Annotated in this window: 29 protein-coding genes and 1 riboswitch; all 29 genes read right to left on the reverse strand. The window is 46.0% G+C overall.

All coding sequences use genetic code 11. From position 1 onward, the window contains the following. Window positions 1–34: 34 nt before the first annotated feature. The 29 genes from COP04_RS11180 to COP04_RS11320 all read right to left on the reverse strand — a co-directional run bounded on the left by COP04_RS11180 (window position 35) and on the right by COP04_RS11320 (window position 26,541). Window positions 35–526 (reverse strand): QueT transporter family protein, encoded by a 492-nt coding sequence (locus COP04_RS11180; RefSeq protein WP_100488095.1) that lies wholly within the window; start codon window positions 524–526, stop codon window positions 35–37. A 7-nt stretch (window positions 527–533) separates the two neighbouring features. After that, window positions 534–582, reverse strand: a riboswitch (PreQ1 riboswitch). 109 nt (window positions 583–691) lie between these two features. Next, entirely contained in the window at window positions 692–1,375 is a 684-nt protein-coding gene (locus COP04_RS11185) for a zinc metallopeptidase (RefSeq protein WP_100488096.1), read from the reverse strand. Between the two features lie 80 nt (window positions 1,376–1,455). Then, the gene (locus tag COP04_RS11190; RefSeq protein WP_100488097.1) at window positions 1,456–2,241 is read right to left on the reverse strand and encodes a sporulation protein YpjB; all 786 of its coding nucleotides are present in this window, start codon (window positions 2,239–2,241) and stop codon (window positions 1,456–1,458) included. 150 nt (window positions 2,242–2,391) lie between these two features. Beyond that, window positions 2,392–2,946: a YpiB family protein gene (locus COP04_RS11195; RefSeq protein ID WP_100488098.1), complete on the reverse strand. Its 555-nt coding sequence runs from the start codon at window positions 2,944–2,946 to the stop codon at window positions 2,392–2,394. A 102-nt stretch (window positions 2,947–3,048) separates the two neighbouring features. Beyond that, on the reverse strand, window positions 3,049–4,305 hold the full coding sequence (locus COP04_RS11200; RefSeq protein WP_100488099.1) for a tetratricopeptide repeat protein: 1,257 nt from the start codon (window positions 4,303–4,305) through the stop codon (window positions 3,049–3,051). Window positions 4,306–4,533: 228 nt separating this feature from the next. Then, window positions 4,534–5,355, reverse strand: a complete 822-nt coding sequence (gene trpA, locus COP04_RS11205; protein WP_100488100.1) for a tryptophan synthase subunit alpha — start codon at window positions 5,353–5,355, stop codon at window positions 4,534–4,536. Continuing rightward, window positions 5,352–6,590 (reverse strand): tryptophan synthase subunit beta, encoded by a 1,239-nt coding sequence (gene trpB / locus COP04_RS11210; RefSeq protein WP_100488101.1) that lies wholly within the window; start codon window positions 6,588–6,590, stop codon window positions 5,352–5,354. The genes trpA and trpB overlap by 4 nt, the downstream gene beginning before the upstream one ends. Then, window positions 6,568–7,233, reverse strand: coding sequence for a phosphoribosylanthranilate isomerase (locus COP04_RS11215; protein WP_100488102.1), 666 nt, complete (start codon window positions 7,231–7,233; stop codon window positions 6,568–6,570). The genes trpB and COP04_RS11215 overlap by 23 nt, the downstream gene beginning before the upstream one ends. Then, window positions 7,217–7,999 (reverse strand): indole-3-glycerol phosphate synthase TrpC, encoded by a 783-nt coding sequence (gene trpC / locus COP04_RS11220; protein WP_193437465.1) that lies wholly within the window; start codon window positions 7,997–7,999, stop codon window positions 7,217–7,219. The genes COP04_RS11215 and trpC overlap by 17 nt, the downstream gene beginning before the upstream one ends. Window positions 8,000–8,003: 4 nt before the next feature. Next, complete coding sequence (gene trpD / locus COP04_RS11225) at window positions 8,004–9,029, reverse strand: anthranilate phosphoribosyltransferase (RefSeq protein ID WP_100488104.1); 1,026 nt, start codon at window positions 9,027–9,029, stop codon at window positions 8,004–8,006. 398 nt (window positions 9,030–9,427) lie between these two features. Continuing rightward, window positions 9,428–10,210, reverse strand: a complete 783-nt coding sequence (locus COP04_RS11230) for a CheR family methyltransferase (RefSeq protein WP_100488105.1) — start codon at window positions 10,208–10,210, stop codon at window positions 9,428–9,430. A gap of 52 nt (window positions 10,211–10,262) precedes the next feature. Next, a complete protein-coding gene (gene ndk, locus COP04_RS11235) occupies window positions 10,263–10,682 on the reverse strand; it encodes a nucleoside-diphosphate kinase (RefSeq protein WP_100488106.1) in 420 nt (139 codons plus the stop codon). A gap of 239 nt (window positions 10,683–10,921) precedes the next feature. Then, entirely contained in the window at window positions 10,922–11,890 is a 969-nt protein-coding gene (hepT, locus tag COP04_RS11240) for a heptaprenyl diphosphate synthase component II (protein ID WP_100488107.1), read from the reverse strand. Between the two features lie 92 nt (window positions 11,891–11,982). Beyond that, on the reverse strand, window positions 11,983–12,699 hold the full coding sequence (locus COP04_RS11245; RefSeq protein ID WP_100488108.1) for a demethylmenaquinone methyltransferase: 717 nt from the start codon (window positions 12,697–12,699) through the stop codon (window positions 11,983–11,985). Window positions 12,700–12,705: 6 nt separating this feature from the next. After that, window positions 12,706–13,494 carry a heptaprenyl diphosphate synthase component 1 gene (locus COP04_RS11250; protein WP_100488109.1) on the reverse strand — a complete coding sequence of 263 codons (789 nt, stop codon included), beginning with the start codon at window positions 13,492–13,494 and terminating at the stop codon, window positions 12,706–12,708. An 80-nt stretch (window positions 13,495–13,574) separates the two neighbouring features. After that, entirely contained in the window at window positions 13,575–13,805 is a 231-nt protein-coding gene (mtrB, locus tag COP04_RS11255) for a trp RNA-binding attenuation protein MtrB (protein WP_100488110.1), read from the reverse strand. Between the two features lie 31 nt (window positions 13,806–13,836). Continuing rightward, window positions 13,837–14,400: a GTP cyclohydrolase I FolE gene (folE, locus tag COP04_RS11260; protein ID WP_100488111.1), complete on the reverse strand. Its 564-nt coding sequence runs from the start codon at window positions 14,398–14,400 to the stop codon at window positions 13,837–13,839. A 318-nt stretch (window positions 14,401–14,718) separates the two neighbouring features. Beyond that, complete coding sequence (locus COP04_RS11265; RefSeq protein WP_100488112.1) at window positions 14,719–14,991, reverse strand: HU family DNA-binding protein; 273 nt, start codon at window positions 14,989–14,991, stop codon at window positions 14,719–14,721. A gap of 298 nt (window positions 14,992–15,289) precedes the next feature. Beyond that, complete coding sequence (spoIVA, locus tag COP04_RS11270; protein WP_100489647.1) at window positions 15,290–16,777, reverse strand: stage IV sporulation protein A; 1,488 nt, start codon at window positions 16,775–16,777, stop codon at window positions 15,290–15,292. Between the two features lie 377 nt (window positions 16,778–17,154). Continuing rightward, window positions 17,155–17,418 carry a stage VI sporulation protein F gene (locus COP04_RS11275; protein ID WP_100488113.1) on the reverse strand — a complete coding sequence of 88 codons (264 nt, stop codon included), beginning with the start codon at window positions 17,416–17,418 and terminating at the stop codon, window positions 17,155–17,157. A gap of 65 nt (window positions 17,419–17,483) precedes the next feature. After that, window positions 17,484–18,533 carry an NAD(P)H-dependent glycerol-3-phosphate dehydrogenase gene (locus COP04_RS11280; protein ID WP_100488114.1) on the reverse strand — a complete coding sequence of 350 codons (1,050 nt, stop codon included), beginning with the start codon at window positions 18,531–18,533 and terminating at the stop codon, window positions 17,484–17,486. 54 nt (window positions 18,534–18,587) lie between these two features. Next, window positions 18,588–19,190, reverse strand: a complete 603-nt coding sequence (gene plsY / locus COP04_RS11285; protein WP_100488115.1) for a glycerol-3-phosphate 1-O-acyltransferase PlsY — start codon at window positions 19,188–19,190, stop codon at window positions 18,588–18,590. Between the two features lie 15 nt (window positions 19,191–19,205). After that, a complete protein-coding gene (gene der, locus COP04_RS11290) occupies window positions 19,206–20,522 on the reverse strand; it encodes a ribosome biogenesis GTPase Der (RefSeq protein ID WP_100488116.1) in 1,317 nt (438 codons plus the stop codon). A gap of 297 nt (window positions 20,523–20,819) precedes the next feature. Beyond that, a complete protein-coding gene (gene rpsA / locus COP04_RS11295; RefSeq protein ID WP_100488117.1) occupies window positions 20,820–21,980 on the reverse strand; it encodes a 30S ribosomal protein S1 in 1,161 nt (386 codons plus the stop codon). 102 nt (window positions 21,981–22,082) lie between these two features. Then, a complete protein-coding gene (locus COP04_RS11300) occupies window positions 22,083–22,664 on the reverse strand; it encodes a lysophospholipid acyltransferase family protein (RefSeq protein WP_100488118.1) in 582 nt (193 codons plus the stop codon). Further along, window positions 22,661–23,338, reverse strand: coding sequence for a (d)CMP kinase (gene cmk, locus COP04_RS11305; protein WP_100489648.1), 678 nt, complete (start codon window positions 23,336–23,338; stop codon window positions 22,661–22,663). Before cmk ends, COP04_RS11300 begins: the two co-directional genes overlap by 4 nt. A 91-nt stretch (window positions 23,339–23,429) precedes the next feature. Beyond that, on the reverse strand, window positions 23,430–24,116 hold the full coding sequence (locus tag COP04_RS11310) for a flagellar brake protein (RefSeq protein WP_100488119.1): 687 nt from the start codon (window positions 24,114–24,116) through the stop codon (window positions 23,430–23,432). A gap of 134 nt (window positions 24,117–24,250) precedes the next feature. After that, complete coding sequence (gene ypeB, locus COP04_RS11315) at window positions 24,251–25,579, reverse strand: germination protein YpeB (RefSeq protein ID WP_100488120.1); 1,329 nt, start codon at window positions 25,577–25,579, stop codon at window positions 24,251–24,253. Between the two features lie 14 nt (window positions 25,580–25,593). Beyond that, on the reverse strand, window positions 25,594–26,541 hold the full coding sequence (locus COP04_RS11320) for a cell wall hydrolase (protein WP_476749555.1): 948 nt from the start codon (window positions 26,539–26,541) through the stop codon (window positions 25,594–25,596). Window positions 26,542–26,566: the final 25 nt, after the last annotated feature.

The following is a 26,566-nucleotide window of genomic DNA, read 5'->3' on the forward strand; positions in this document are numbered from 1 at the left end:
AACAAACGCCCCAATCAGCANTTTTTATGCTTCTTCAGATCATTTTAGAAAGATGCACGCGTTTATTGACAGCATAGAAAACAAACGCCCCAATCAGCATGACAATGAATTCCCCCGCCGCGATTGTCAGCCAGTTAATAAAGAATGGCACTTTACCCGCCACGCCGGCAAGGCTCAATTCCCATGCAATGATGCACATCATGAAAGTGAAGGATCCAATATTGATCGCCATTCTCGCTTTGATACTCTTCACAAATTTTGAACAGATTATCGTGATCAGCAAAGAAAGAATCGACTGACACGTGCCGAACACCAGATCGAAAGCCATCATCGGTGAAAAAAGATTGGCAATAAAAACACCGCAGACAATACCGATAAAATATTTTTTATTAAAAACGATCAAGTGATTCAGCATTTCCGAGATACGGAACTGCAGAGCATAAAAAGCAATCGGCTGGACAATCAGTGTCAGCACAACGTAAACCGCGGCGACAATGGCATTCACCGCAATGAATCTGAGCTTCATACAAAACTCCTCCTTAGTTTTTTGATAGACGTGGGATGGTTTCGAACCACGTGAGCTCACTGCCCAAACCATTCTAGTTTATAGCAGTGAAATAAAAAGTCAATATTAAAAAGCCCGGATCCTGCTGGGGATCCGAGCTTCACGCATTAAAAAGATCTGATAAAATCAGTTCTCGCGATTGTTCGCCATAACAATCATCAGAATAAAGCGGACAAGTTCCAAAGCAGACACGAGCGCAGCGGCAACATAAGTCATTGCAGCTGCGGAGAGCACTCTCTTTGCACCCTTCCGCTCATCTTCCTGTACAATTCCCAAAGTCACGATCTGTTTTAAAGCTCGTCCTGAAGCATCAAATTCAACCGGCAAAGTCACGATTTGAAAAAGAACTGCTGCTGCAAAGAAAAGTACACCAAGAATTGCAAGCTGCATTGCACCAAAAATAAATCCGGCAATAATCAAAAGGTAGGACAGATTTGAGCCCAAATTGGCGACCGGCACCAACGAACTCCTGATGCGCATAAACGTGTAATCTTTGTCATCCTGGATCGCGTGGCCGACCTCATGAGCTGCAACGGCCGTACCGGCTATTGAAGCCCCATGGTAAATATCTGTTGAAAGGTTGACCGTTTTATCGCGAGGATCATAATGATCGGTCAGTGATCCCTGAACCTCGCGAACCGCTACGTCATAAAGTCCGTTTTCGTCAAGAATTTTTCTTGCCGTCTGCGCTCCGGTCATCCCTGTGGAATTTTCCACTTCTGCATATTTAGAATACGTCGACTTAACTCGCATTTGTGCCCACAGAGGGATCAGCAGTAAAACTGCCATGTAAATCAAATATTGTATCATGCACACTCCCCCATGAATTCTATACACTAAATTTTAGTAAGACTTTTCGTCTTTGTCAAAAAAATTCACCGATATGTCATTTAATGAAAACCCTTCATGTAGGTAAACTTTCTACCGGAATATTTTCTCCAAGAAACATAAATCAATGTGAGGAATAAGCACCCTCCGATAACTGTTACTGCCGGAACGAAATTATTTTTTTCTCCAATGGATTTCGGATCAAATAACTGAATCAGTTCAGCATTGATTAAATTCAGCTGTGCGATCCGATCTGTTTTTTTAACGGCCGCAAGCCGATTATTTTCAAGCATCGCGACTGTCCGATCGACCAATTGTACTTGATCAACTGGTCCATCAATGACCAGAGAAGGATAGATCACCGCATATTGATCGAGAAAGTTATTCAACTGGCTCTGAAAGGTGAGCTGATCCTGATTTTCAATCGCCTTTTTCATTGTCTCAACAGGTGCAAGAACCTGCTCTTGCATATCTTTCCACAACGGAGACCCTCCGCCGGTCAATGCATCGACACATAACCGAAGTGAAAGCGCCGCTTCATTCATCGCGTGACTGTCAGCATCGGCATTCAATTGGAGCTGAAGCTGAAGCGATTCAGTATCAACAGTGCGCCAGTCCGTTTCTGAATAGGCACCTCTCGACTGTTCCCATTCTTTGTTGAATGACGACAGCAAACTTTTCGCCGCGTCTATCTGATTTGCACCGGTGTATTGCATAATATTATCAGTAAGATTTGTAAGCTCTTCACTTCGGGTGACATGGCTTCCTAAATTATCAGCATGTCCGATTGAAGGCCATGTAACAAGTAATATTAGAAAAAGGGCAGCAATTAAAAGTCCGAACTTCACGGCACGTCCCCCTCTGATTTTCTAGTACACTATATGAGTGTAACAATCAGAGTAGACCAACACCGCTAAAAGCAGAGGGCGGTTCGATCTTTAATTTTGTTTCTTCTGATCCCGTTTTGTCAGCCGATATTATGATATCTTGAGAAGCGTTTATTCGGTTGAGTTGCTTACTGCTCTCAATAACTTAAGTTCTTCGGTCAATTGATAAAAGGAAGCTTCATCGCCTATATCAAGCGCATGATTGATTGCCTGTTTTAAACTTTTTTCTTTGTAAGCTCTTTCGGCTGCACCGGCGGCAGCTTCCGCTGCTTTGCCATAAGCCTGATGGACAATTTGGGCATATGACGGATTGTCTTCTAGAACAGAGAAATATTCTGGACAGTCAGTAATCGATGGCAGGTTGACTTTGATATACACCGTTTTTTCCTGATTCAATCTCAAGTCGTGGAAAGCTTTTTCCGGATCGTCGGTGCGGACGGAGTTTTTAATATATTTGAACTCATCCGGAGTTTGCGGTGCAACATTAATTTCAATGGCTCTTTTGCAACCGCGTACATTATCGACAAAGTGTACAAGTCTGAGCATTTGTTCACTGCCCATCAGAAAGTTAAGAAGCCAGATTATCTCCCGATCATTAATCACATTCTGATTCAGTAACCATTTGATAAAGGATTTTTTCTGCACAGTCGACACTGTCTGTTCCATTCAGTCATCCCTCCTCTGGAATTCTTGATAAATTGATTTTTCTAAAGGGGTTCGAGAAGCCACCTTTTTGAACAGAATCTTATACTAAATATATTTCGCTTTCTACTCTCTATCATCCTGCCGCAACCGCTCAACAAATGATGCTAAATCTTGATTTTCCGGGCTGAGTCTTACCGCCTTCTCCAGCAATCGGAGCCCTTCTCCTGTTTTCCCCATTTCTCTTAAGTATTCGCCATACTCCTGAAGAAACTCTGGGTTTGCGGCAAATGCAGATGCGCAGCTCTCATAGCACTTCCCGGCTTCATTTAGCTGATCCGTACGATTTAGCGCCGTTGCCTTAAACCAAATCAGCATCGGATCGTCCAGCTCCTGGCTGTCAAGCAGCTTTATTATACCTGTATAATCCTCCTCCTGAGACTTAAGCTCAGCAAGCCGGGTAAGTGCTTCTGTACTCTCAGGATCCAGTTTATGCCATTCTTCAAAGTATTGGCCTGCTTTTTTCGGCTGATTAACCTTCACTGCAAGTTCACCGGCCTCTTTATAAAGCCTATCATTGTATTCATCCTCTTCAAGACCTGCTTCAATAATCCGCAGTGCATGATCAAGATCACCTTCATGTTCATAAGCATGAGCCAAAACCGGATACAGCGTGCTGTACCCGGGATCTAGATTTCTTAATTCTTCCAGTGAGCGGATGGCTGTTTTGTACTGCTCAATTCGGGTGGCAGTCACAGCATAACCAAACAAACCGTCCAGCGTTTTTTCCTTTTTCAAACCCTTTCGGTAAACTTTAAGCGACTGTTCAAACTCTCCGCAGAGGCTGAGTGCCTCTGCCAATTTCAAAGCGACGTTCTGATCCTCCAATGCGGGATCATCCTCAATTTTACTGAGCAAATCTACTGCTTTCAGTGCCTGGCCGGTTGCAAGATAAAGCTCGCCAAGCGCCAGCATGAGCACGGGTTCATCGGGCGCAATTTTCAGTGCGCCGATCAGCTTGTTTTCCGCCACCTCATCCAATCCTTCAAGCTGGTATAAGTCTGCAAGCATGACTTGAGCGCTTAAATAATTTTCATCAAGAACATGTATCTGGAGCAGATAGTCAATTGCCCTGTTTTCTTCTTTTTTGTCAATCAAAAGGTCAGAAATCTGAAGCAAAAGCCCGCTGTCATTTGGATATCGACCCAGGAGTGCTTTATATACATGTTCTGCCTCATCCAGAAAACCATATTGCTGATAGACTGAAGCCGCACCAAATAATAGTTCGTCATCGGCATGGCGAATTAGCTCACCAAGCATTTTAAGCCCATCTTCTGTCTGGCCGCTTTCAAGCAATGCATTAACTGTTTCCAAATCGTTCATCAAACTACCTCCAAGATTACTGATCGTGCTCTATGTACACCCTTATTCATCTAATCTAATCTTAGCCAAGTTAGAGCATAACATCAATAAATAAGAAAATACAAACAAGCTCTGCACACCTGCACAGAGCAATAAAATGTTATTTGGAAAATCAAGTATCCGCCGCAATCACCTATTTGCCCATTCCATGATTCCGGTGGCAGCCGACCGGCAACATTCAGTACGGATTCAGCTATTTTCGACCTTCTGATCCAGCAACTTATCTTCCAGCATTCTCCGAATCTCTGCCAGAGCTTTCGGACGTGTTTCGGGATCGGTCAGACGAGCGGTTCTGTCTGCAATCATTGAAACAATCGCGCTTCCGACAATGAATCCGTCGGCATGCCCGCTGAGCTCATCCACCTGATCACGGGAAGAGATACCGAATCCGACAGCGATGGGAAGCCTACAAACAGTGCGCACCCGGTCAAGAAATGAGAAGACAGCCGGATGAAATTTTTTGCGGACGCCTGTAACTCCGAGCGATGAGACACAGTACAGGAAACCCTGTGCCGAAGATGCGATCACTTTAAGTCTTTGCTCCGATGTCGTCGGCGCCACAAGCGAGATCAAACTTACATTGTGCAGATGGCATGCCTGCTCCAGTTCACGGCTCTCCTCAAAGGGCAGATCCGGCACGAGCAGTCCATCGATCTCGTTTTCAGCCGCTTCACGGAAAAATTTTTCCTGGCCCATTTGTAGCAGCGGGTTGAAATATGTAAAGATAATTACAGGAAGTTTCATGCCCCTCGAGCGCATTTTTCCAACCATGCGCAGTGCCTGAAGCAGTGTCATTCCTTTTTTCAATGCCCGCTGGGAAGCCTTTTGAATGACCGTTCCATCTGCAAGAGGATCGGAATAGGGAATACCCAGTTCCAATGCGCTTGCCCCGGCCGATTGCAGCATCTTGGCCAGTTCCATCGTGGCATCTTCTGTCGGGTCACCGGCAGTAATAAACGGAATAAACATCATTCCACGTTCTTTATTTACAAACTCTGTCATTCGGCTCATTGTTCGCTGCCTCCTTCATTCCCCTTACTGTCTGCCAAATAATTCATAACGGTACGGACGTCTTTGTCGCCCCTGCCGGAAAGGTTGACGAGCAGCGACTGATCCGGGCGCATTTTTTTTGCCTTTTTCATCGCCAGAGCCAGTCCGTGCGCGCTTTCAAGCGCCGGAAGAATACCTTCGAGCCGGTTCAGGGCCATCAGCGCATCGACTGCTTCCGCATCGGTGATTGCTTCATAATGCGCGCGCCCACTTTTCGCCAGATGTGCATGTTCCGGGCCGATTCCAGGATAGTCAAGTCCGGCAGAAATGGAATAGGGAGCAATAATCTGTCCGTTCGGATCCTGTATCAGATAAGTCATCGCTCCATGGATCACACCGAGACGCCCTTTGGTCAAAGTAGCGGCATGCAAAGCGGTATCTGTTCCCTTGCCGCCTGCTTCGGCTCCGTACAGAACGACGGGATCTTTCAAGAAAGCAGTGAACAGACCCATTGCATTGCTGCCACCGCCAACGCACGCACAGGCGGCTTCCGGAAGTTTTCCGGTCATTTCAATCATTTGTTTTCTTGCTTCGTCACCAATGATCCGCTGAAAATCGCGAACGATCATCGGGTAGGGATGCGGCCCGACCACCGATCCATCGACATAAGCGGTATCTTCAACATTAGCTGCCCAATAGCGGAGTGCCTCGTTGATTGCGTCTTTCAGCGTCCCGTTTCCACCTGACACCGGTATGACCTCCGCACCCAGCAGTTTCATGCGAAATACATTAAGCGCCTGCCTCTCAACGTCGACCTTACCCATAAAAACCTTGCATGGCATGCCGAAATAAGCAGCGACTGTTGCGGTCGCCACGCCGTGCTGCCCGGCTCCCGTCTCGGCGATCATCTTTTTTTTGCCCATCCGTTTGGCAAGCAATGCCTGCCCGACGGCATTGTTGATCTTATGCGCACCGGTATGATTCAAGTCTTCGCGCTTTAGATAAATCTGCGCTCCGCCGATTTCTCTGCTGAGCCGCCCGCAATGTGTCACGGGCGTCGGACGTCCAGAGTAATCTTGAAGAATGCGGTGATATTCTTTAAGAAATGATTCATCCTGCATCGCTTCCGTAAATCCCTTCTCCAGTTCGAGCAATGCATGCATCAGTGTTTCCGGAACATATTGCCCGCCGAATTCACCATAGCGTCCTTTCCGGTCTGATTTTCCGATCTTGTCAATTTGTGGTTGTTTGATCATTTATCCCCAACACCTTTGCTTCAATTTTCTGAATCTGTTTCCCGCTCTTGTGAAAATCTGTTTCTATTCCCGAAGAAATATCAATCCCGATGGGTTTATAGTGAAGCAGACTGTCGATATTTTCTGGTCTGATTCCACCTGCGATCAGGCAATCGACCCGCTGATGTCCGGCCTCGTCTACGTATTGCGGTACGCTGCTCCAGTCAAAGGAAATGCCCGTACCACCCAGATGTCCGCTGATCTTCGTATCGATGACAAATCCATCGGCAATCCCGCGAGAACGGCGCATTTCTTCCAGAGTGTCCCTGTCATGATGAAGCGCCTTCCACACTTTCAGGCCGGTCAGCTGCTTGATTAAAGCCGTATCGCTAGGACTCTCGCTGCCATGGAGCTGTATTACATCCAGTGGAACTTTCCGGGCAACTGCTTCTATGAATTCGGCTGAGTCATCGGCAAAGACGCCGACAATCTTTTTAGACTCATCCATTTCGCTCTGTTTCAGCCAATCCGCTACTTGTTCGGGTTTCACGGTTCTCCTGCTTTTACAGGTAAAAATAAAACCGATATAATCCGCATGGCTGTTTCGTGTAAGCTGTACATCCCGCAGCGAATGATTGCCGCAATATTTAAGCTTGGGATGCATTTTCGCTCACTTCCTCGCCAAACATGGATCGAATTTTTTCCTGAACAGATGCGGCGCAGATCAATGCTTCGCCGACCAATGCCGCACTCACTCCAAGTTTTTTCAGATATCGGACGTCCGTTGCAGAATGAATGCCGGATTCGCTGACAAATAGCACATTATCGGGAATCATCTTCCGGATTGATGCAGTCAGATGAATATCCGTTTTAAACGTCTGCAGATCGCGGTTATTCGCACCCATAATTTCCGGAGTGAAAAGATTGAGAATGCCGTCTGCTTCCTCAATCCGGTGCACTTCGACCAATGCTTCCAGCCCTCTGGCCTGAGCGGCCAGATACAATTCGTGCAATCGATGCGGTTCCAGTGCCGCCGCAATCAGCAGGATCGCATCCGCACCGACACGGGCAGCTTCTTCAATCTGGCGTTCATCAATAATAAAGTCTTTTCTAAGTAACGGCAGATCAACAGCTCGCTTGATTTCTACAAGGTTATCTATAGAACCGCGAAAATAAGTACGATCTGTTAGAACGCTGATCGCGTCTGCATTCGCTTCTTTATAGGCGGCCGCAATTTCCACGGGTTCGATCTTTTCTTTGAAAATGCCTTTGGACGGCGATGCCTGTTTCACTTCAGCAATCAATCCGAGTTCATGTTTCGGATGGCTCAGTGCGTGACGAAGTGAATGATGAAGCATTGAAGGACCCTTCTCAGGCATTCGGAAGACTTTCATTTCTTCTTCTTTTGTCTTAAGAATTTGATCAAGTATATTCTCAGGCATGGGCAGCTTCCTCTTTCTGCGCACGCAAAAGGCCTAATTGCCTGAATGCGATGCCTTCACCGACGGCCTTTTCCGCCTCATGAACGCCTTCAGCGATTGATGCTACTTTACCGGCAACAAAAAGACCGGTGCCTGCATTCAGGAGAACGGCTTCCAAAGCCGACCGATTATTTGTATTACCGCTGAAAATCGCTTCGATCAATGCAGCGCTTTCCGCAGGATTTTCCACCTGAATATCTTCCAGACGGCCCAAGTGCAGTCCAACATCTTCAGGAATAAGCGAGAACGGTTTGATCCGGCCGTTTTCGATCAAGTACCCGTCGGTTCTTCCGGTTACCGTGACCTCATCCATTCCGTCCTCTCCGGAGACAACAACCGTCCGGTGTGTCCCCAGACTGACAACAGCATGGGCATAAGCTTCGGCAGCTTTCCTGCTATATACACCAAGCAGCTGGCGCTGGGCTCCAGCCGGGTTGGTCAGCGGACCAAGAAGATTAAAAATAGTCCGGAACCCCAGCGCTTTTCTTGGTTCGATTGCATACTTCATTGACGCATGATACAAAGGGGCAAACAGGAAGCACATATGTGTTTGGTCAAGCTGCTTGGAAGCTTGTTCCGGAGTATATTTAATCGAAATGCCGAGCGCTTCAAGAACATCCGCAGCACCGCTTGTTGATGAAACCGACCGGTTACCGTGTTTTGCGATATTAACGCCGAGTGAAGAAAGAACAATGGCACTGGCTGTTGATATATTAAAAGTCGCCGTCCCGTCACCCCCGGTTCCGACAATGTCCAGCAGTTCTCTGTTACTGGTCATCGGCCTTGCATGTCCCCGCATACTTCTGACGCAGCCAGTCAGCTCCTCAACCGTCTCCCCTCTTGTACTCAGTATCGAGAGGAATCCTGCAATTTGACTCGGAGATGCTTTACCTTCCATGATTTCATCCATCATGCCTTCTGCTTCCAGCTCGGAAAGCGTTTTGCCTGCTACTAATTCTTTAAGTTTTTCCTGAAACATGTCTCCCACTCCTCTTTTTGAGGAATGAGCAGTTTGAGACGAAAGGGACCGATTTAAATGTGAATGGGGTATTCCTACCAAAAAACCCGCAGAGAAAGACCCTCTGCGGGTATAAGATTCATCATTTTAGCAAAGCACCCTCAGCTCTTCTCAACTCAGCTCATTCTCTTTTCTCATTCTGAAACCCGGCCGACGCTGTCCTCTGACACCGTCCGACTTGAAATCTATAGCTTCAATTTATAAAATGTATTCTCATAATAGCCGTCTTAGATAGAACTGTCAACCTTATTGTTCCATTCATTTGAACATTTCCAATGAAAAATCATCCGCGTTTTCGGGCTGAAATGTGTCTTTCACTCCATTAATCCCGATGAAATCTCACGTCCATTACTCCTCATTCATTGTTTTCTATAAAAAAATGTTTCCTCTGGTTTCAGCTGGTACGTTTCAGGATGAAAAATTTGCTCAGTGCTTCCAACAAACAATATGCCGCCGTCTTTCAAAGAGTCGCTCAGTTTGTGGTAAATAATATTTTTTCCGCCATCCGTAAAATAAATCAAAACATTTCTGCAGACAACAAGATCGAAATGACTGGGTACCGGATCGCTGAGCAGATCATGACGAATGAAGCGGATCGATTTCTTCAACGTCTGGCTTGCCGAATAGAACAATCCGTCATGCACAAAGTAGTTTTGGAGATCATCGGGTGGCAGACCTGCAACTGCGCGTTCCAGATACCTTCCTTCAGAAGCTTTTTCTAAAACGTCATTGTCAATATCGCTTGCGACAATTGAAAATCTACTATCGGGTACATATTTTCTAAGCAGCATCGCCAGAGAATACGGTTCCTCCCCGGTTGAGCAGGCCGCACTCCAGATAGAGATATTTTCCTTGTGCTCAGCAAGTTTCTGAATTTTTTTCTCCAGAATAGTCCATCGGGGTAAGTTCCGATAAAATTCAGTCACATTGATCGTCATTCTGCTGAGCACTTCCTTCAGGAGTTCATCCGACTTTCTCATTTCACTAAAGAAACTGATGAAATCCGGCATATTCTTCCTGATGCGAAACGTATTCAGGCGACGCTTCATCTGCTCTTCTTTGTACAAAGAAAGATTAATTCCTGTCAGGCGGAAAAACATGGTTTTAAATTGTTCATAGTCCTGATCGCTGCTGTTGTCCATTTTCATTCACCCGTTCATTTTTTTTGCTATTACTATTTTCGGGTGAAACCAATTATTTATTAATCCGTTCACTATCGCTAAAGAAAAGATGTATCTCTCTCTCCGCATTTTCAATTGAATCCGAGCCATGGATCACATTGCGGTTGACGAGCGTTGCAAAATCTCCTCTGATCGTGCCGGGAGTGGCACGCTCCGGATCAGTAGGACCCATCATGAGCCGCGCAAGGTTGACAATATTTTCACCCTCCCAGACCATGGCAAAAACCGGTCCGGAAGTCATGAAGGTAATCAAATCATGGTAATAAGGCATTCCTTCGTGTTCATGATAATGCTTTTTTGCCAGTTCCTCAGAAATTACCATGAACTTTCCGGCGACCATGCGGAATCCCTTCGATTCAAATCTTGAAAGGATTTGACCAATAAGCCCTCTCCTGACTGCATCCGGCTTTATCATTAAAAAAGTTTGCTGCATTGTTCCTATGCCCCCTTGTGGATTCTAGCAATTTTATATTAAAATCTCTGCCATCAATTAGAGTCTCGTCAGCAATTGATGTAGCTATTCTAAAAAACCGATAAGAAAATATGCCGATAAAGAAAACTTGCCGGTTGGAAGCCTTTAAGCAATGCCAGAGACCTAGTTGCACTTACACTTTAATCCTTGAAATTTTTATACTTTCTTAAAGTGTAAAAAAAGCTGCACCCCGGAATGATTTAATATTTTCGTGTGCCAATATATTCAGCAATCTCTTTCAGTGAATGTGTCACAGGCAGTTGTGGAAGTTCATGGAGCTTGACGATAGCTTTTTCGAGATACCGATCACTCAGGCTCTCAGCAGCCTGAATGGCCCCGGAATCCCTGATTGAATCAATAACCGACCGCCATTCCTGATCAGCGGGCTCATCAGACTCAATGATGGAAACAATCGACTGATGGAGTTCGCTGTCACGCAAGGCATAAAAAACCGGAAGCGTAATGTTGCCATTCCTGAGATCGCTTCCCGCCGGTTTCCCCAGCTGTTTCTCCGTTCCGACAAAATCAAGAATATCATCTGTTATCTGAAAACTCATTCCCAGAAAATAGCCAAAATAATAGAGCTTTTTTGCAACTGCATCTGTGCATCCTGCCGAAAAAGCGCCAAGCTGGCAACTGAGAGCCATCAAGATTGCTGTCTTACGCTTTATCCGGAGCAGATAGCAACGCAAATTCTGTTTCCAATTGTAAAGGTCTTTGATTTGATCAATTTCACCGAGGCTTAAATCACGAATGACTTTAGAGATAACCTGGTGAGCCTCGGGATGATCAAATGCGGCAATCAATTCGATGGCTCTTGCAAAAATATAATCGCCGGTGTACATTGCCACCCGGTTATCCCAGCGCGCTTTGACGGTAGGTTTGCCCCTTCTCAGGTCGGAGTCGTCAACCACATCGTCATGAACAAGAGACGCCATATGTATCAGTTCAAGCGTAACTGCAGCGTCAATGACTTCTTTTCGGTCCGGATCGCCATATTGAGCTGAAAGCAGAACGAGTAAAGGCCGAATCCTTTTCCCTCCTGCTTTAAGCAGATCCAGAGCAGCCTGATTCAGAATCGGGTGCGGTGCTTCAAGGGCCAATTCAAGTTTTTTTTCAATCATTTTCAAACTTTTTTTCTGTTCTGCATAAATCTGCGCCAGAGTCATCCATTTCACCTTTCAACCTGTTCCGGAAGAATTCACCGGCTACAGCATTTTCCCTACGGATATGATTTACCAGTCAACCGTGCCCTGTCTGATCACGCTTCGGGTTTACTTGCCCGATGAATCGCAGCGATTCCACCCATCAGCGGCATTGCCTTGACATTTTCAAATCCGGCCTTATGAAAAAGTTCCGTCAGCCTTTCCCGGTCTGGAAATTTGCTTGCTGACTCATTCAACCAGGCATATTCTTTATAGCTCCCCGCAAATACTTTTCCGAGCAGCGGCATGATACAACGAAAATAAAAAAAATAAAGTTGCCGGTAAACGGGGATTCGTGTTTGAGAGGTTTCCAGACAGACAATTTTCCCTCCCGGCTTCAAGACGCGGCACATTTCGCGAAGTACTGTTAGGTAGTCCGGGACGTTGCGCAATCCGAATCCGATCGTGGCACAATCGAAAGAGTTTGCCTCATAAGGTATTTTCATCGCATCCCCGTTTACAAAGGTTACATTGTCCAATTGAGAGGCTTCCAGCTTTGTTTTGGCAACCTTCAGCATATTATCGCTGAAATCAAGTCCGACGACATGACCTTCTGTACCGACAGCTTCCGCCAGAGACAGTGTCCAGTCGCCGGTTCCGCAGCATACATCGATCGCTTTATTTCCAAGTTTTGCGGAAACCAATGTATCCGCTTTGCGGCGCCACGATTTATGTTGATTAAAACTGATCAGCGAATTCATCGCGTCATATTTTTTATATATTGTCTGAAAAACCCGATGAACTTTTTCATGCTTTTCTTCCTGCTCATTCATATGTAGCTAACCCTCTTCCACCATGCAGCTGCAATAATGATGCATCTGATCGCTCAAATACGCCAGCAGGCCTGCAAGCTTTCCCGTGCGTTTTTCTGCTTTTTCGACGGACGATTTGAACCGCGAGGCCGAGTTCAGAATTTCCTTTTCAATATTCTCCCTGAACAGGCCGGGATCGCTTTTCAAAAGATCCTGAAGATATTGATTCAGAAAGGGCTGTAAAGTTCTCGCAGCTGCAGTCTGACGTTCCTTCATCAGCTTCTTAGCAAGAAAAAAATCACTCAAAACAGGAATCCAGTGCTTCAGCCCAAGTTTCGACGCAATCTGCGAGACAAGCGCGCTCTCGGTCGACCCCAGTGCTTCAATCGCCTGGGACCAGCCAAGTGCCCTTTTCGGATAATAGAGCCTGCATTTATCGATATTGAAGACCTGTATCGCCTGCGCCACCCATTTTACGACCTGAGTGTCCTTGTTTCTTGCAAGTGAATAGTAATAAAGTGCGCTGTAAAAATCACCGGAAAGCGCGATCAGCTGCCTTCTCTTGATCTCTTCTTTTTCTGTCAGTTTTGCGACGGTCATGCCCTCATGAGTCGAGAGACCAACTTCGGCAATCATGACACTTTTAGCATAAATACCGGCCAATTTGCGATCCACCCGCGTCTGGAAAAGGAGATAATACACGAGAAGTTTATCCCTATCTACGAATGGTTTGGGCAGTATTCGGTTTACGTAAGGGTGGTTCAGATCATCCGTTAATTGTTTATATATGATGTCAACTTCCTGCTTCACAGACATGATGATCCTCCCACGCTATAATTTCATCCATTATTTTCTGTTTTACGGTTCGTAAAGTCTTCAGAATGCATCACTAGCAATCAATCGGAAATGATCGTTCCATGCTTTGTCTGGATCGTTGCCTTTCCATGCACTTTAATTGCTGAGGTATGTTCGGTAAACTGAGCAATCATGACTTCACCCTTATCGAGCTTCTCGGTGTGAAAAAACCGTGTTTCTGCTCCCCTGGTCAGTCCGATCACATTCACACCGTCTTCTTCAGCTTTGATCACAAAATAATCTCCCAGAACTTCTTCGTTTCTGATATCCATACAAATACACCTGCTTTCCAGCAATAGATGATCAATGATTAATCAATGACAGTGCTTCAGCTCTGGCTGTTGCATCGGTCTGAAAAATGCCTCTTACAGCCGATGTAATTGTTTTGGCACCCGGCTTCTTAATGCCGCGCATTGTCATGCACATATGTTCGGCCTCAATAACAACAATAACGCCATACGGATGGAGCGTTTCAACAATGCTGTTTGCCACAGTTGTAGTCAGGCGTTCCTGAAGCTGAGGCCTCCTTGCGACAGCCTCCACAGCTCTTGCAAGTTTGCTCAAGCCTGTCACACGTCCGCCTCTTGGTATGTATCCCACGTGTGCCTTTCCGAAGAAGGGAACCAGATGGTGTTCACACATCGAGTAGAAAGGAATATCTTTAACAAGAACCAGCTCTTCGTGAGCTTCATCAAAAGTTTTCGCCAGGAAACTCTTTGGATCCTGATTCATGCCCTGAAATATCTCATCGTACATTCTGGCGACTCGCTGAGGCGTTTCTTTAAGACCCATACGATCGGGATCTTCGCCTATCGCTTCCAAAATCATTCTGACAGCCTTTTCAATCTTTTCATGATCAACACTCACAGTCCTGCCTCCAATTTCACCGTTGCCGGTGAAACAAACTGACCTATAAAAGAAAAGCAGACCGCCAAACCCCACCGGCCTGCTTTTTTCATCATCACGCCGGCAACCACTTCATAAACTTACATCCCCAAAAATTCTAGCATAGTGAAACTGGAAAAGTAAAGGATAGGCATCAAACAGTAATTATGTAGCAATGAAGAACAAGCAATAATAATTCCAGCTGTACTGCTAGTAGCAAAATGCCGGCTGCTGGTATCAAAAAAGAGCCACCACAGGGATGGCTCTCGCTTTCTTACTCCTGTCCTATGTATCGTCAGATCATTGGACGGCTTCTTTTAGTGCTTTTCCTGGTTTGAAGGCAGGAACCTTGCTTGCCTTAATTTCGATTTCTTCACCTGTCTGAGGGTTACGTCCCTTACGGGCACTCCGCTCACGAACTTCAAAGTTGCCAAATCCGATCAATTGAACTTTGCTGCCACTCTTTAGCGTATCAATAATCGTTGACAAGACAGTATCAACCGCTTTGGTAGCATCTTTTTTCGACAGTTCAGCAGATTCTGCAACTGCAGTAATCAATTCAGTCTTATTCAACACTTTCACCTCCTTAAAAAGGAATGCTTCCCTTTTGTGCTGGAAGAAACATCAACAACGCTAATAATATACGATGTGATGGAAGAATTCAACAGCTTTGATTAAAATATTACCATATTTAAGCTTTTTAAACCTTGCATTTGCAAAAAAATGTTCAAAAGCAAGAAAAGGCTTACACATCAGGTGGTTAGAGGGATTGCTGTATGATCCTCAGGCCGTAAACTCTTTCCGTTGAAAAAAGGGCCCCGTCCCCGGGGCCCCTCTCTGTATCATTCTTGCTTTAAAATGAAGCAATGGTTTACAAGATGATTGCGATCAGTCCGCCTGATCCTTCATTGATGATCCGCTCAAGGGTTTCTTTCAGCTTATATCGCGCATTTTCGGGCATCAGAGCCAGCTTTGCCGAGATGCCTTCCCTGACAATCGAATTGAGTGATCGCCCAAAAATATCCGAATTCCAGATTGACAGCGGGTCATCCTCAAAGTCTTGCATCAAATAGCGCACCAGCTCTTCACTTTGTTTTTCCGTTCCAATGATCGGGGCAAATTCCGACTCAACATCGACCTTAATCATGTGAATGGATGGAGCGACGGCTTTGAGTCGGACGCCAAAGCGGGAACCTTGGCGGATAATTTCAGGTTCATCCAGGCTCATGTCGTTTATTGACGGAGCTGCGATCCCGTAACCGGTTTGTTTCACCATTTTAAGCGCTTCGGCAACTTGATCGTATTCTCTTTTCGCATGGGCGAAATCCTGCATGAGCTGAAGCAGATGATCTTTTCCCCGGATCTCTACACCGACAATCTCCTTTAGAACCTGATCGTAGAGGTTATCCGGTGCGAACAAATCGATTTCCGCCGTCCCTTTGCCCATCTCGATTCCAGATAACTGTGCGTTTTCGATAAAGTCATATTCACCGAAGGAACCGACAACGCGGTCCACATCGCGCAGGCGTTTGATATCCTTCACCGTATCCTTCACTGCGTCCTCATAACTTTTTCGCAACCAGTGGTCTTCTCTCAGCACCATAACCCAGCTTGGAAGATTGACGTTGACTTCCAGGACAGGAAATTCAAACAATGTCTCACGCAAAATATTATTGATATCATGCTCCGTCATACTCTCAACGCTTTGCGCCAGCACTGGAATGTCATATTTCTCTGAGAGTTCTTTGCGAAGCGTTTCTGTGTCCGGGTGGTAAGGATGTGTTGAATTAATGATCAGAATGAAAGGTTTTCCTACTTCCTTCAGTTCATCGACAATCCTTTCTTCAGCTTCAATGTAATCCTCGCGTCCGATTTCGCCGATAGAGCCGTCCGTCGTGATGACAACGCCTAAAGTGGAGTGTTCCTGAATTACTTTTCGCGTTCCGATCTCAGCGGCTTCCTGAAACGGGATCGGCTCATCGTACCATGGTGTGTGAACCATACGGGGCCCGTTCTCATCCTCAAATCCTTTTGCTCCATTTACCGCATAACCGACGCAATCGACGACCCGAATATTCACTTCAAGCCCCTCTTCAACGGTTACCGTGACGGCATGATTCGGAACAAATTTGGGCTCAGTCGTCATGATCTGCTTGCCTGCAGCACTTTGCGGAAGTTCATCCTGGGCACGGACGCGATCCGCTTCATTTTCAATATTGGGAAGCACAACAAGTTCCATAAATTTTTTGATAAATGTCGATTTCCCTGTCCGAACGGCCCCGACAACTCCAAGATAAATATCCCCGCCGGTTCTCTCAGCAATATCTTTAAAGATATCCACACGCTCAAGTTTTTCCAAAGTTTGCACCCTCCCGCTCCTCCTTCTATCGATGACACCCGGTGATAATTCTATGCATATTGACTTTGTCCATTGATTATGCCAGAAAATTAACTGGGATGGGGCGTTCTACCCGTCGATTTCGGCTGGCTGCCTGTCTCGGGCGGCCTTTCCCTATAAAATATTGTCCGAATATGAAAATATGACTCTTCCAAACAGGAAAACTTTCAAAAACAGATCTGGGCAAAGGGGCTCCCTAAAAAAAAGCGGGAGAAAACGGATCCGTTTTCTCCCGGCTTGACTAAATCCTTCCACGCCATTCAGCTCTTGCAGAATGATTGACGCACGCTATACCGTATGTTATTCCAGTAAAAATTGCCGCTGACGGCAGCCCAGTGTTACTTCTTTGGGCCGAACATTTTCGACAGACTTGAGATATTGCCAGGCACATTACCTGAAGTAATAGCCTTAATCAGCGCCTCTTCTTTTTCTTTTGGCACTGCAACACCGGCCGTTTTCCCGATGCGCGCAATTAATTTTCTGACGACTTCAGGGTTGCTGAAATCGGCGTTTGAAACGGAATTGGCGATCGCAAAAATGTCCTCTTTCTTCATCTGAGTCTTCTTTTCGATGTTATCAAAAAAAGGATTATTAGAATTCAATGAGCGTCCTCCTTTTCCCATGCATTCCCTACATGGTATGCAGAAAAAAGAAACGGTGTGCTCAGCTACTGGCGCTTACCAGAGTTTTTGTCAGAAAGGCTTTCTGTCAGTGCGGCAATTTCATCTTTTTTTTCGCGCCCCATCAATTCGTCCACTGCATCCTTGGGATGTTTTCCTTCAAATAGCACTTGATAGATGGCTTCTGTGATCGGCATTTCTACATTGATTTTTTTTGAAAGGGCAAAAGCCGCTTCTGTGGTCCGTACCCCTTCGACGACCATGCCCATATGAGACAGTACATTCTCAAGTTTCCGGCCTTTCCCAAGCAAGTTTCCAGCACGCCAGTTTCTGCTGTGCACACTGGTACAGGTGACGATCAGGTCTCCCATCCCTGTAAGTCCGATAAACGTCAGCGGATGTGCGCCAAGCTTTGTGCCCAGCCTGGTAATCTCCGCAAGTCCTCGGGTAATCAGGGCAGCTTTAGCATTGTCGCCATATCCGAGCCCGTCTGAAATACCGGCGCCGAGCGCTATGATATTTTTCAGTGCGCCTCCGATTTCTACCCCGACAATGTCTTCATTCGTATAAACACGGAAATAGCGGTTAAAGAACAGATTTTGTGCCTCCTTGGCGGCTTCACTGTCCTTGGAGGCTACTGCAACGGTCGTAGGATGGCGCAGTGAAACTTCTTCAGCGTGACTCGGACCGGAAAGGACGACCACAGCCCTGCGCAGCTCTTCAGGAATCTCCTCGCAAATGACTTCAGACATGCGTTTAAAAGTAACGGGTTCTATTCCCTTAACGCCATGTATGAACAGCAGAGGGTGTTTCAGTAACCCGCGAATTCTTTTGAGCACTTCACGCATAGATTTTGCGGGAACGACAAGAAGGACAGCCTCTGAGCCATCCAGGGCTTTCGAAAGGCTGTCGGTGCCGCTCACACCACCGGGAATCGAGATACCCGGCAAGTATTTTGCGTTGGTATGCTTTTCTTGGATTTCTTCGGCCTGTTCCTTTCGATGGCTCCATAAATTAACAGAACATCCATTATCGGCAAGAACCATAGAAAGCGCTGTCCCCCAACTTCCCGCGCCTACAACTGCTATCTGTTTCACTCCTTATACCTCCTCGTACAGAAACAAGAACAAATCATCCCCATACTTTCTTATTCAGGACTGCACTTTTTTCTGACCGATTTTATTCTCGTTGCCGTGAATCAGACGCAAAATGTTGGCCCTGTGCTGAATGTAGGCGAGCAGCGAGATCACAAATGCAGCAGCCAGAACGCTCCATGAATAATTTCCAAAAATAAGGCCCAGCACCGGTGTAAACAAAAGGAAAAAAAGCGATCCAAGTGAAACAAAGCGTGTTACAGCGATGATCAGTAACGTAGCCAGTCCAGCGATCAGTGCGTAAAGTGGAAAAATCATAAAAAACACACCAATTGTTGTTGCAACGCCCTTCCCGCCTTTGAAACCAAAATATACCGGAAAATCGTGGCCAAGAATGGCAAAAAGCCCTGAAACAACTGTCGCCCATTCCGGAAGGCCGAAAGCGCGTGCCATCAGGACACAGACAATCCCTTTCATCACATCCAGGAGTAGAACGCCAATGGCAGGACCGGTCCCAAGTACACGCATGGTATTTGTCGCACCGGCATTGCCGCTGCCTATCTTTCTAATATCAATTTTTTTGATTTTTTTGGTGATCAGATAACTGAAACTGATCGATCCAATCAAATAAGAGAGAATAAATGATATAACTGTTAACACGGAGCCAGCACCTCTTTATTTTTCATTTCTTTGCCGCGACATGATTTTGATCGGAGTCCCGACGAAACCAAATGTTTCTCTGATGCGGTTTTCAATATGCCGGACATAAGAAAAATGAAGCAGTTCCGGATCATTGACAAATAGTACGAAAGCTGGGGGCCGAACTGCAACCTGCGTTGCATAATAAATTTTAAGCCTTTTTCCCTTATCCGATGGTGGCGGCGTCATTGCCACTGTATCCATAATGCAGTCATTCAGCACACTGGTTTTAATTCTGAGGCTGTGGTTCTCCGCAACTTGCTGGATTACCGGAAACAGCTGCGGAACCCTTTTGCCGGTGAGTGCTGAAAGGAAGATAATCGGCGCATAACTGATAAATTGAAACTCATCACGAATTTTTTTTCTGAACTTATCCATTGTTTTTTCGTCTTTTTCAACGACGTCCCATTTGTTGACAACAATAATCATGGCACGTCCGGCATCATGCGCGTATCCGGCAATTTTTTTGTCCTGCTCAATAATCCCTACTTCACCATCAATCAGCAGCATGACTACGTCAGACTCTTCAATGGCATGCTGTGCCCGCAGCACGCTATATTTTTCCGTCTTCTCATAAACTCTGCCGCGGCGTCTTATTCCCGCCGTATCAACAATGACATAGTCCTGATCTCCATGTGAAAAAAATGTATCAATAGCATCGCGCGTCGTCCCTGCAATGTCACTAACGATAACGCGTTCTTTACCAAGAATGGTATTTACAAGTGACGATTTACCCACATTAGGACGACCGATCAGGGCAAAGCGGATAGCCCCTTCAATTTCATTTTCCATATCATGTGTCGGAAATTTACCGACAACCTGATCCAGAAGGTCACCAATGCCAAGTCCGTGGGCTCCGGATATTCCCTGTGGATCGCCGAGCCCCAAAGCATAGAATTCATACATCTGATCTCTCTGCGCGTAGTTGTCCAGCTTATTTACACCCAAGACGACCGGTTTTTTTGATCGTCGCAGAATTTGAGCTACGGCTTCATCCGCATCAGTCAAGCCCGTTTTGCCATCAACGATAAACAGGATGACATCTGATTCATCCACTGCAATTTCAGCCTGAGCGCGCATTTGCCCCAGAAGCGGTTCATCGCTAATCTCAATGCCCCCGGTATCAATTACATGAAATTCGTGATCAAGCCATTCCCCATTGCCGTACAGGCGGTCGCGTGTCACACCCGGCCTGTCCTCAACAATCGCCGCGCGTCCGCCGACAATCCGGTTAAAAATTGTTGATTTACCGACATTAGGCCTGCCGACAATCGCTACTGTTGGTTTTGACATGTCAAACCTCCCTCTTGTATCCATAAAAGAAACCTTTCCCGTTCAGGAGAGGTCCATTACTCTGCAATGAAAATCTGGCGCATTCAATTACTAAGCTTATCTTGCCAACGGCACTGCCGACTCATTCAATAATAAAAATAACGCCATATACCTACTGGAAAAACGTTTTGCATTTTTAATCTTACCAAAAAAAACAAACTTGCTCAATAAGTGCCGACACACTCTGAAACGCACAAAAAAGCGGAAAAAGAGAGAAACAGACGTTCCCTCTTTTTCCGCTTCCTGCACATGTAACATTTATTTATACTTTTTTAACTGATCACCGATCATATCACCCAGTGAAAAGCCTGACGCCGCATCGTCATCGTCAGTCAAACTGTTTTGCGAAGGAGCAGCATTCTGCCTGGCAGGTTCTGCTTCTTCAAGAGCCTTGATGCTAAGTGAGACACGCTGATCGTCAAAATTAACATCAAGAACTTTAACCTTGATAATCTGTCCTTCAGAAAGCACTTCATCCGGTGTTCCAATATGTGTATGAGAAATCTCGGATATATGAACAAGTCCCTCAACGCCGGGAATCAATTCAACGAAAGCACCAAACGGAACAAGGCGTTTTACTGTCCCGTCAATTGCATCCCCAGGATGGATCTTATCCTTTGCGGTCTCCCAAGGACCTGGCTGTGTTGCCTTAATTGAAAGGGATATGCGTTCACTTTCGGGATCAACCGAAAGCACTTTGACTTTGACCTTATCGCCTTCGGATACAACTTCAGCAGGAGTCTCCACATGATAATAAGCAAGCTGCGAGATGTGGACCAGTCCGTCAACACCACCGATGTCAACAAATGCGCCGAAATCTGTCAGACGCTGAACTGTGCCGTCAATCACATCGCCCACTTTAAGGGACACAAGAGTATCTTCCTTTTTCTTATCCGCTTCCTCATCGAGAACGGCCCGATGTGAAAGAATAACTTTCCGTTTCTCTCGATCAAGCTCAACAATTTTGACATCCAACGGTTTCCCCTTATAATCGCTGAAATCCTCCACGAAGTGCCGTTCTACCAGCGATGCGGGTATAAATCCGCGAACACCGAGGTCAACGACCAGACCGCCTTTAACAACATCGGCAATTTCGATGGAGAATGTTTTTTTCTCATTATATTTTTGTTCCAAATCATCCCATGCTTTGTCTGCATCCACTTCACGCTTGGACAAAACAAGCTCGTCGTCTTCCAGCTTCGTGACTTTCACAGTGACCTCGTCGCCTTCATGCAGCAGGTCAATCACTTTTTCTACATGCAAGCTGGACAATTCACTGATAGGGAGAATACCATCGACTTTATATCCAACATCTACTAATGCATGTTTTTCTTCAACTTTGGTAACTTTCCCGTTGACAACGTCCCCCACTTTAAGTGCATCAAACGATGCCATTTCATCTTTGAAATCTTCAACCATTCTCCGGGACCTCCTTTAGATAGACCAAACACGAAATACCCTACACATAACTTCTTACAATTAGAGCGTTTTGTCAAGCAGTTGTACTCATTGCAAACCCTGTCATCTATACTGGTCCAGCAACTGCTGAATACCGTTCATAATGGCCGCGCTCGCTTCAGACGATTTTTTTTTCTGATTTTTCAACATTTTTGAGTCAATCGGCTCCCCAAATACGATTTTCACTTTTTTTCTAAAACCATAATGGCCTATGATTGCGCAGGGAATGACCGTGGCGTCGGTTTTGAGGGCAAAGAACCCTGCTCCGGAAAGCCCCTTGCGGAGCGGGGCATTCGGATTGCGGTGGCCTTCCGGGAAAATAAGCAGCGCATGACCGGCATTCAGCAAGCCCACCGCCGTCCGGATCGCGCCTCTATCCCCTGTTCCGCGTTTGATCGGGAAAGCATGTAAATGCCTAAGTAGTCTGCCAAATAAAGGAATTTCAAAAAGTTCTTCCTTAGCTACAAAACTTAAGCTTCGTTTCATCGAAATTCCCACGAGGGGGGGATCGAAATTGGAAAGATGGTTGCAGCAGATCAGCACCCCTCCATCTTTCGGAATGTTTTCTACACCTTCAACAGACATTCGAAAGCACAGGCTGTAAAAAAACGCTACTAAAGGTTTGCCAATTGAATAGAGACTCAAATGGAACGCCTCTTTTTCACAATCTCAAGAATCCCGGCAACCACTTCTTCCACAGAGAGGGAAGTCGTATCCATCTCCACCGCATCGTCAGCTTTGACAAGCGGCGATGCGGTGCGTTCCATGTCCATCTTGTCACGCAAAGCGATTGCCTCTTTCAAAGACTTAATCGACGGATGCCTCCCTTTCAATTCTTCCTCTTTAAAGCGCCTGACTGCCCGCTCATCCACGGACGCTTTAAGGAATATTTTGACCTGTGCTTTCGGAAGAACATGAGTCCCGACGTCCCGCCCGTCCATAACGACATTGCAGCGTTCAGCAAGCACCCTTTGTCTGCGGACCATCTCCGTCCTGACTTCCTGAAATGAAGAAACCAGAGAAACTTGCGCCGTCACATCCGGGTAGCGAATACGCTCTGTGACGTCTTCTCCATCAACAAAAACACGCTGACCGCTCTCGCTTTGGCGGAGAATAATTTCCGTTTCGCATAATAATGTTTGCAGCTTAACTCCGTTATTCAGATCTGTCCCCACTGCGAGCGCCTTATATGTCAGCGAGCGGTACATGGCTCCGGTATCGATATAAACATAACCAAGTTTCTTTGAAACAATTTTGGCCACTGTGCTTTTCCCCGCTGCAGCCGGCCCGTCAATGGCAATTTGAAATAACCTCTCCATTATCAGTATTTCTCCAATCTCTCTGATCTTCCAGAACATCTCTGGTTTTCAATCCCGCTTTTCTCCTGACAGTGTTCCATTGTTCTTGCTGTTATACATGACGATGATCCATTTCCCATTCAAGAAGCTTTCTGCGGCTTTCCAGCTGCTTTTCAAAGCAAAACCTGATAATGGGCTGCCGATCTTTCTCGCTGTCAAAGAGAAATTTAATCGATGCCTTCTTCTTATGCAACAATTTATCTGTAAAGATCCTGGCAATGATTCCCTTAATTTTCAAATACTGATTACGATTTGAAGTTGAGACGAGTGATAGCCATACTTCAACTGCCGTCTCACCGTTTATTTCCGGATCTCCGGGCAGGAAGACCAGCGCTCCGCCCCCTCCAATGTCGCTGGTCAGCGAAACAAAAGGACTGAAGAGACCCTCTGGTGAGTGGACCGCCACGTCAAGACTGGCGTCCACCCTTACAAAATCTCTTCTTTGAATCTGTTCGAGACTTTCCTCACCTTCATATCTGAGCCTCATCAGAGGAACATTGCCCGGGACTCTATTAATAAATTCTGTCCTGAAGCGAAATACACGATTATTCTTGACATAGTTCGCCATCATCAACGTTCCATTGAAAAACACCGCTGTTTTTCCGGTTATTTCGTCAATCGGGTAATCAATGAGTATTTCATTTTCTCTCAGGTCCTCAATTCGGCATCGATAACGCTTCACCTCAGCATTATCCTCGTTGAGTTCCAAAATCAGCGTTTCTCCGATCTTCAATAACATGCCGCAGCCTCCACACTCGAGTTAAAAATGTCCTGCAAATGGAATTTGATCCATAAGAAGGGAGGAAGCTTGCCTCCGATCTTCCAAAAGTTATTATACATGAAAAAAGGGGAAGAAAAAAAGAAGTCTCTCCCCTAATTTCTAAGTAATTCGACTTTTTCCTGATCCCCGTTTTCGGCATTTAATAGCAGACGATAGGTGTTATCGCCCTTCGTTGCAAAGAATTCATAGCATAAAACATTTTTCAGAAGTGAATTCTGAAAAACAGCGAGATGGGTTTCCTTGACTTGCAGATCTTTATTGATTTGATGCCGTACCTGCCTCTCTGAAAGTTTCGGCTTGAGCGAGACACCATCGCTTTTATTAAACAAATAATCGGTCTGATCAAATGCGATGATTTCGCCGTTATCCAGTGCAACTTTCACTTTTACAGAATTGGGATAAAATCTTATATTTCCTTCTTTTTTTACATAGGTCAAAACGGCAACGTTATGATACTGATCCCTTTTTGTCAGTTCCAATCCAGTCAGATGCCGCATTTGCAAAAAAGCTGCTGCATGCCTAGTTGCATCAAACAGGCTTATTTTCTCTTTCGCCACAGAACGCCCGGAGATGAACCAGATCACGTGGCCGCCCTTTTTGGTTACAGCTGCGTCCAGCGGCTGGCGATGATTGGGTTCCAGAGTTATTTCATAAGTATCTGTGAATGAACCTTTTCCGGTTTCGCTTATTTTTTCTACCCGGGCATTCTTCACATTTATCCATTTCTTTAAAGCGCTTGCTGCCTCCTCTTTGCTTAGAATAGAGCCCGTCATTTTTTTAATTTTTTGTCTCTCGAGTACCATATTGCGTGGGTTTTCCGGGCTGAAGCTTTGTGTATAGTCCGTTGCTTGTCCGTCGATTCTCTTCAATCCATCGATCACCTGGTTGTCCTGATTCTGCTTTTTTCCTTTTAATGCCCACTCGACATCCATCCATCGCAAATGGTTCACCATAACTTTCCCTTGGACATCTCTCAGGCCGTCACGTATCCCCCTGGACTCCGAGTACAGCTTTTTCAGGGTTGAATACTCCGACCCGGAAAGTGGCCTGTCGCTGCTCGTTTTGACTCCTGTATTGTAGGTGAATTCCCCGACATGCGCGAGAAATTCGTTTGTCCGATTAAAAGGGAGCAGTGTTAGTGGCAGCTCATTTGCAGCTGCATGTGCGAGCGTGCTTAGCCTCCACGTCTCAACGAGCTGCGGCCGCATCGTCTTGCGTGATTGCATAGCGAGGGACATCCCCAACGACTCTTCAAGTGAATCCACATAATAAGCCAGTGCATGAAAAGACTGTTGATAATGATTCTCTGCGTGGATCGTCACCAGATTTTTCATCTTATGCTCCTGATAGCCCCAGACGGCCAGTGCGAGAATCAGCGCGGTGACCACAGATCCCAAAATGATCAAGTAACGTCTCTTCATTTTTTACCACCCCCCTATTTACAGAAAATATGCTTGCCTATTTTTTCAATCTGGGGACGGGACCAGATCCATGCAGACGTTGCGGTGTCGGGATTGAAATAATAAAGTGCCCCCTGCGATGGATCCCAGCCATTGATCGCGTCCATGACGGCCTTTTTTGCCATTTCATTCGGCGTCAGCCAGATCTGGCCGTCGGAAACAGCGGTGAACGCACCTGGCTGAAAGATTACATCGGATATGTTGTNTAAAGTGCCCCATGGATCCCAGCCATTGATCGCGTCCATGACGGCCTTTTTTGCCATTTCATTCGGCGTCAGCCAGATCTGGCCGTCGGAAACAGCGGTGAACGCACCTGGCTGAAAGATTACATCGGATATGTTGTTTGGGAAACGTGGATCCGCCACTCGGTTAATGATGACCGCTGCAACAGCAACCTGCCCAATATATGGCTCACCGCGGGATTCTCCATAAACCGCATTTGCCATCAGATTGACATCGGCTTTTGAATACCCTTGGGGCAAATTGTCAATGGTATACTTTCCCTTTGACGATGGGGACTGGCTCCCTGAACTGCCGGTCTGCTGATTCTTTTTTTTCACCTGCTGTTCAAGCGGAATACCGCCGTAATAAGTAAAAGTGTTCCCTGCCTGAAGATTCTGGTAGATATATGCCCGATCGAATCTCGATGCGCTGACCAGTTTCTGTTTTGTTGCCGACCCGGCCTGCCCGTCTGCCTTCAATCCGAATTTTTTCTGGAAATTGAGAAGCGCCCAGTACGTGCTGTAGCCAAAGAAGCCATCAATTTTGCCTTTGTAAAAGCCGCTGTACTGAAGACGCGCTTGAAGCTCAATCACATCATCTCCGGAAGCCCCCCGCATAACGGTCTGTCCGGAAAAGGCTTCTGCATTTCCAGCACCCAGGAAAAGCACGTCCAGGATCAGCAATAGTCCCAAAACATGAATAATCAGATGCTTTCTCAATCGTATT

It is taken from the genome of Sporolactobacillus pectinivorans (assembly GCF_002802965.1).
GTDB lineage: Bacteria > Bacillota > Bacilli > Bacillales > Sporolactobacillaceae > Sporolactobacillus > Sporolactobacillus pectinivorans.

What these genes read in the sequence shown, in the direction of transcription:
- mtrB (WP_100488110.1), bottom strand. Translation starts at nt 13,805, where the DNA reads ATGGATATCAGAAACGAAGAAGTTCTGGGAGATTATTTTGTGATCAAA.
- cmk (WP_100489648.1), bottom strand. Translation starts at nt 23,338, where the DNA reads ATGGAGAGGTTATTTCAAATTGCCATTGACGGGCCGGCTGCAGCGGGG.
- COP04_RS11310 (WP_100488119.1), bottom strand. Translation starts at nt 24,116, where the DNA reads ATGTTATTGAAGATCGGAGAAACGCTGATTTTGGAACTCAACGAGGAT.
- COP04_RS11215 (WP_100488102.1), bottom strand. Translation starts at nt 7,233, where the DNA reads ATGCATCCCAAGCTTAAATATTGCGGCAATCATTCGCTGCGGGATGTA.
- COP04_RS11195 (WP_100488098.1), bottom strand. Translation starts at nt 2,946, where the DNA reads ATGGAACAGACAGTGTCGACTGTGCAGAAAAAATCCTTTATCAAATGG.
- hepT (WP_100488107.1), bottom strand. Translation starts at nt 11,890, where the DNA reads ATGACTCTGGCGCAGATTTATGCAGAACAGAAAAAAAGTTTGAAAATG.
- rpsA (WP_100488117.1), bottom strand. Translation starts at nt 21,980, where the DNA reads ATGGTTGAAGATTTCAAAGATGAAATGGCATCGTTTGATGCACTTAAA.
- trpB (WP_100488101.1), bottom strand. Translation starts at nt 6,590, where the DNA reads ATGATCAAACAACCACAAATTGACAAGATCGGAAAATCAGACCGGAAA.
- der (WP_100488116.1), bottom strand. Translation starts at nt 20,522, where the DNA reads ATGTCAAAACCAACAGTAGCGATTGTCGGCAGGCCTAATGTCGGTAAA.
- COP04_RS11185 (WP_100488096.1), bottom strand. Translation starts at nt 1,375, where the DNA reads ATGATACAATATTTGATTTACATGGCAGTTTTACTGCTGATCCCTCTG.
- COP04_RS11250 (WP_100488109.1), bottom strand. Translation starts at nt 13,494, where the DNA reads ATGTCTGTGAAGCAGGAAGTTGACATCATATATAAACAATTAACGGAT.
- COP04_RS11245 (WP_100488108.1), bottom strand. Translation starts at nt 12,699, where the DNA reads ATGAATGAGCAGGAAGAAAAGCATGAAAAAGTTCATCGGGTTTTTCAG.
- COP04_RS11200 (WP_100488099.1), bottom strand. Translation starts at nt 4,305, where the DNA reads ATGAACGATTTGGAAACAGTTAATGCATTGCTTGAAAGCGGCCAGACA.
- ndk (WP_100488106.1), bottom strand. Translation starts at nt 10,682, where the DNA reads ATGCAGCAAACTTTTTTAATGATAAAGCCGGATGCAGTCAGGAGAGGG.
- trpA (WP_100488100.1), bottom strand. Translation starts at nt 5,355, where the DNA reads ATGAGCCGAATGACAGAGTTTGTAAATAAAGAACGTGGAATGATGTTT.
- trpD (WP_100488104.1), bottom strand. Translation starts at nt 9,029, where the DNA reads ATGTTTCAGGAAAAACTTAAAGAATTAGTAGCAGGCAAAACGCTTTCC.
- COP04_RS11180 (WP_100488095.1), bottom strand. Translation starts at nt 526, where the DNA reads ATGAAGCTCAGATTCATTGCGGTGAATGCCATTGTCGCCGCGGTTTAC.
- ypeB (WP_100488120.1), bottom strand. Translation starts at nt 25,579, where the DNA reads ATGAAGAGACGTTACTTGATCATTTTGGGATCTGTGGTCACCGCGCTG.
- COP04_RS11230 (WP_100488105.1), bottom strand. Translation starts at nt 10,210, where the DNA reads ATGGACAACAGCAGCGATCAGGACTATGAACAATTTAAAACCATGTTT.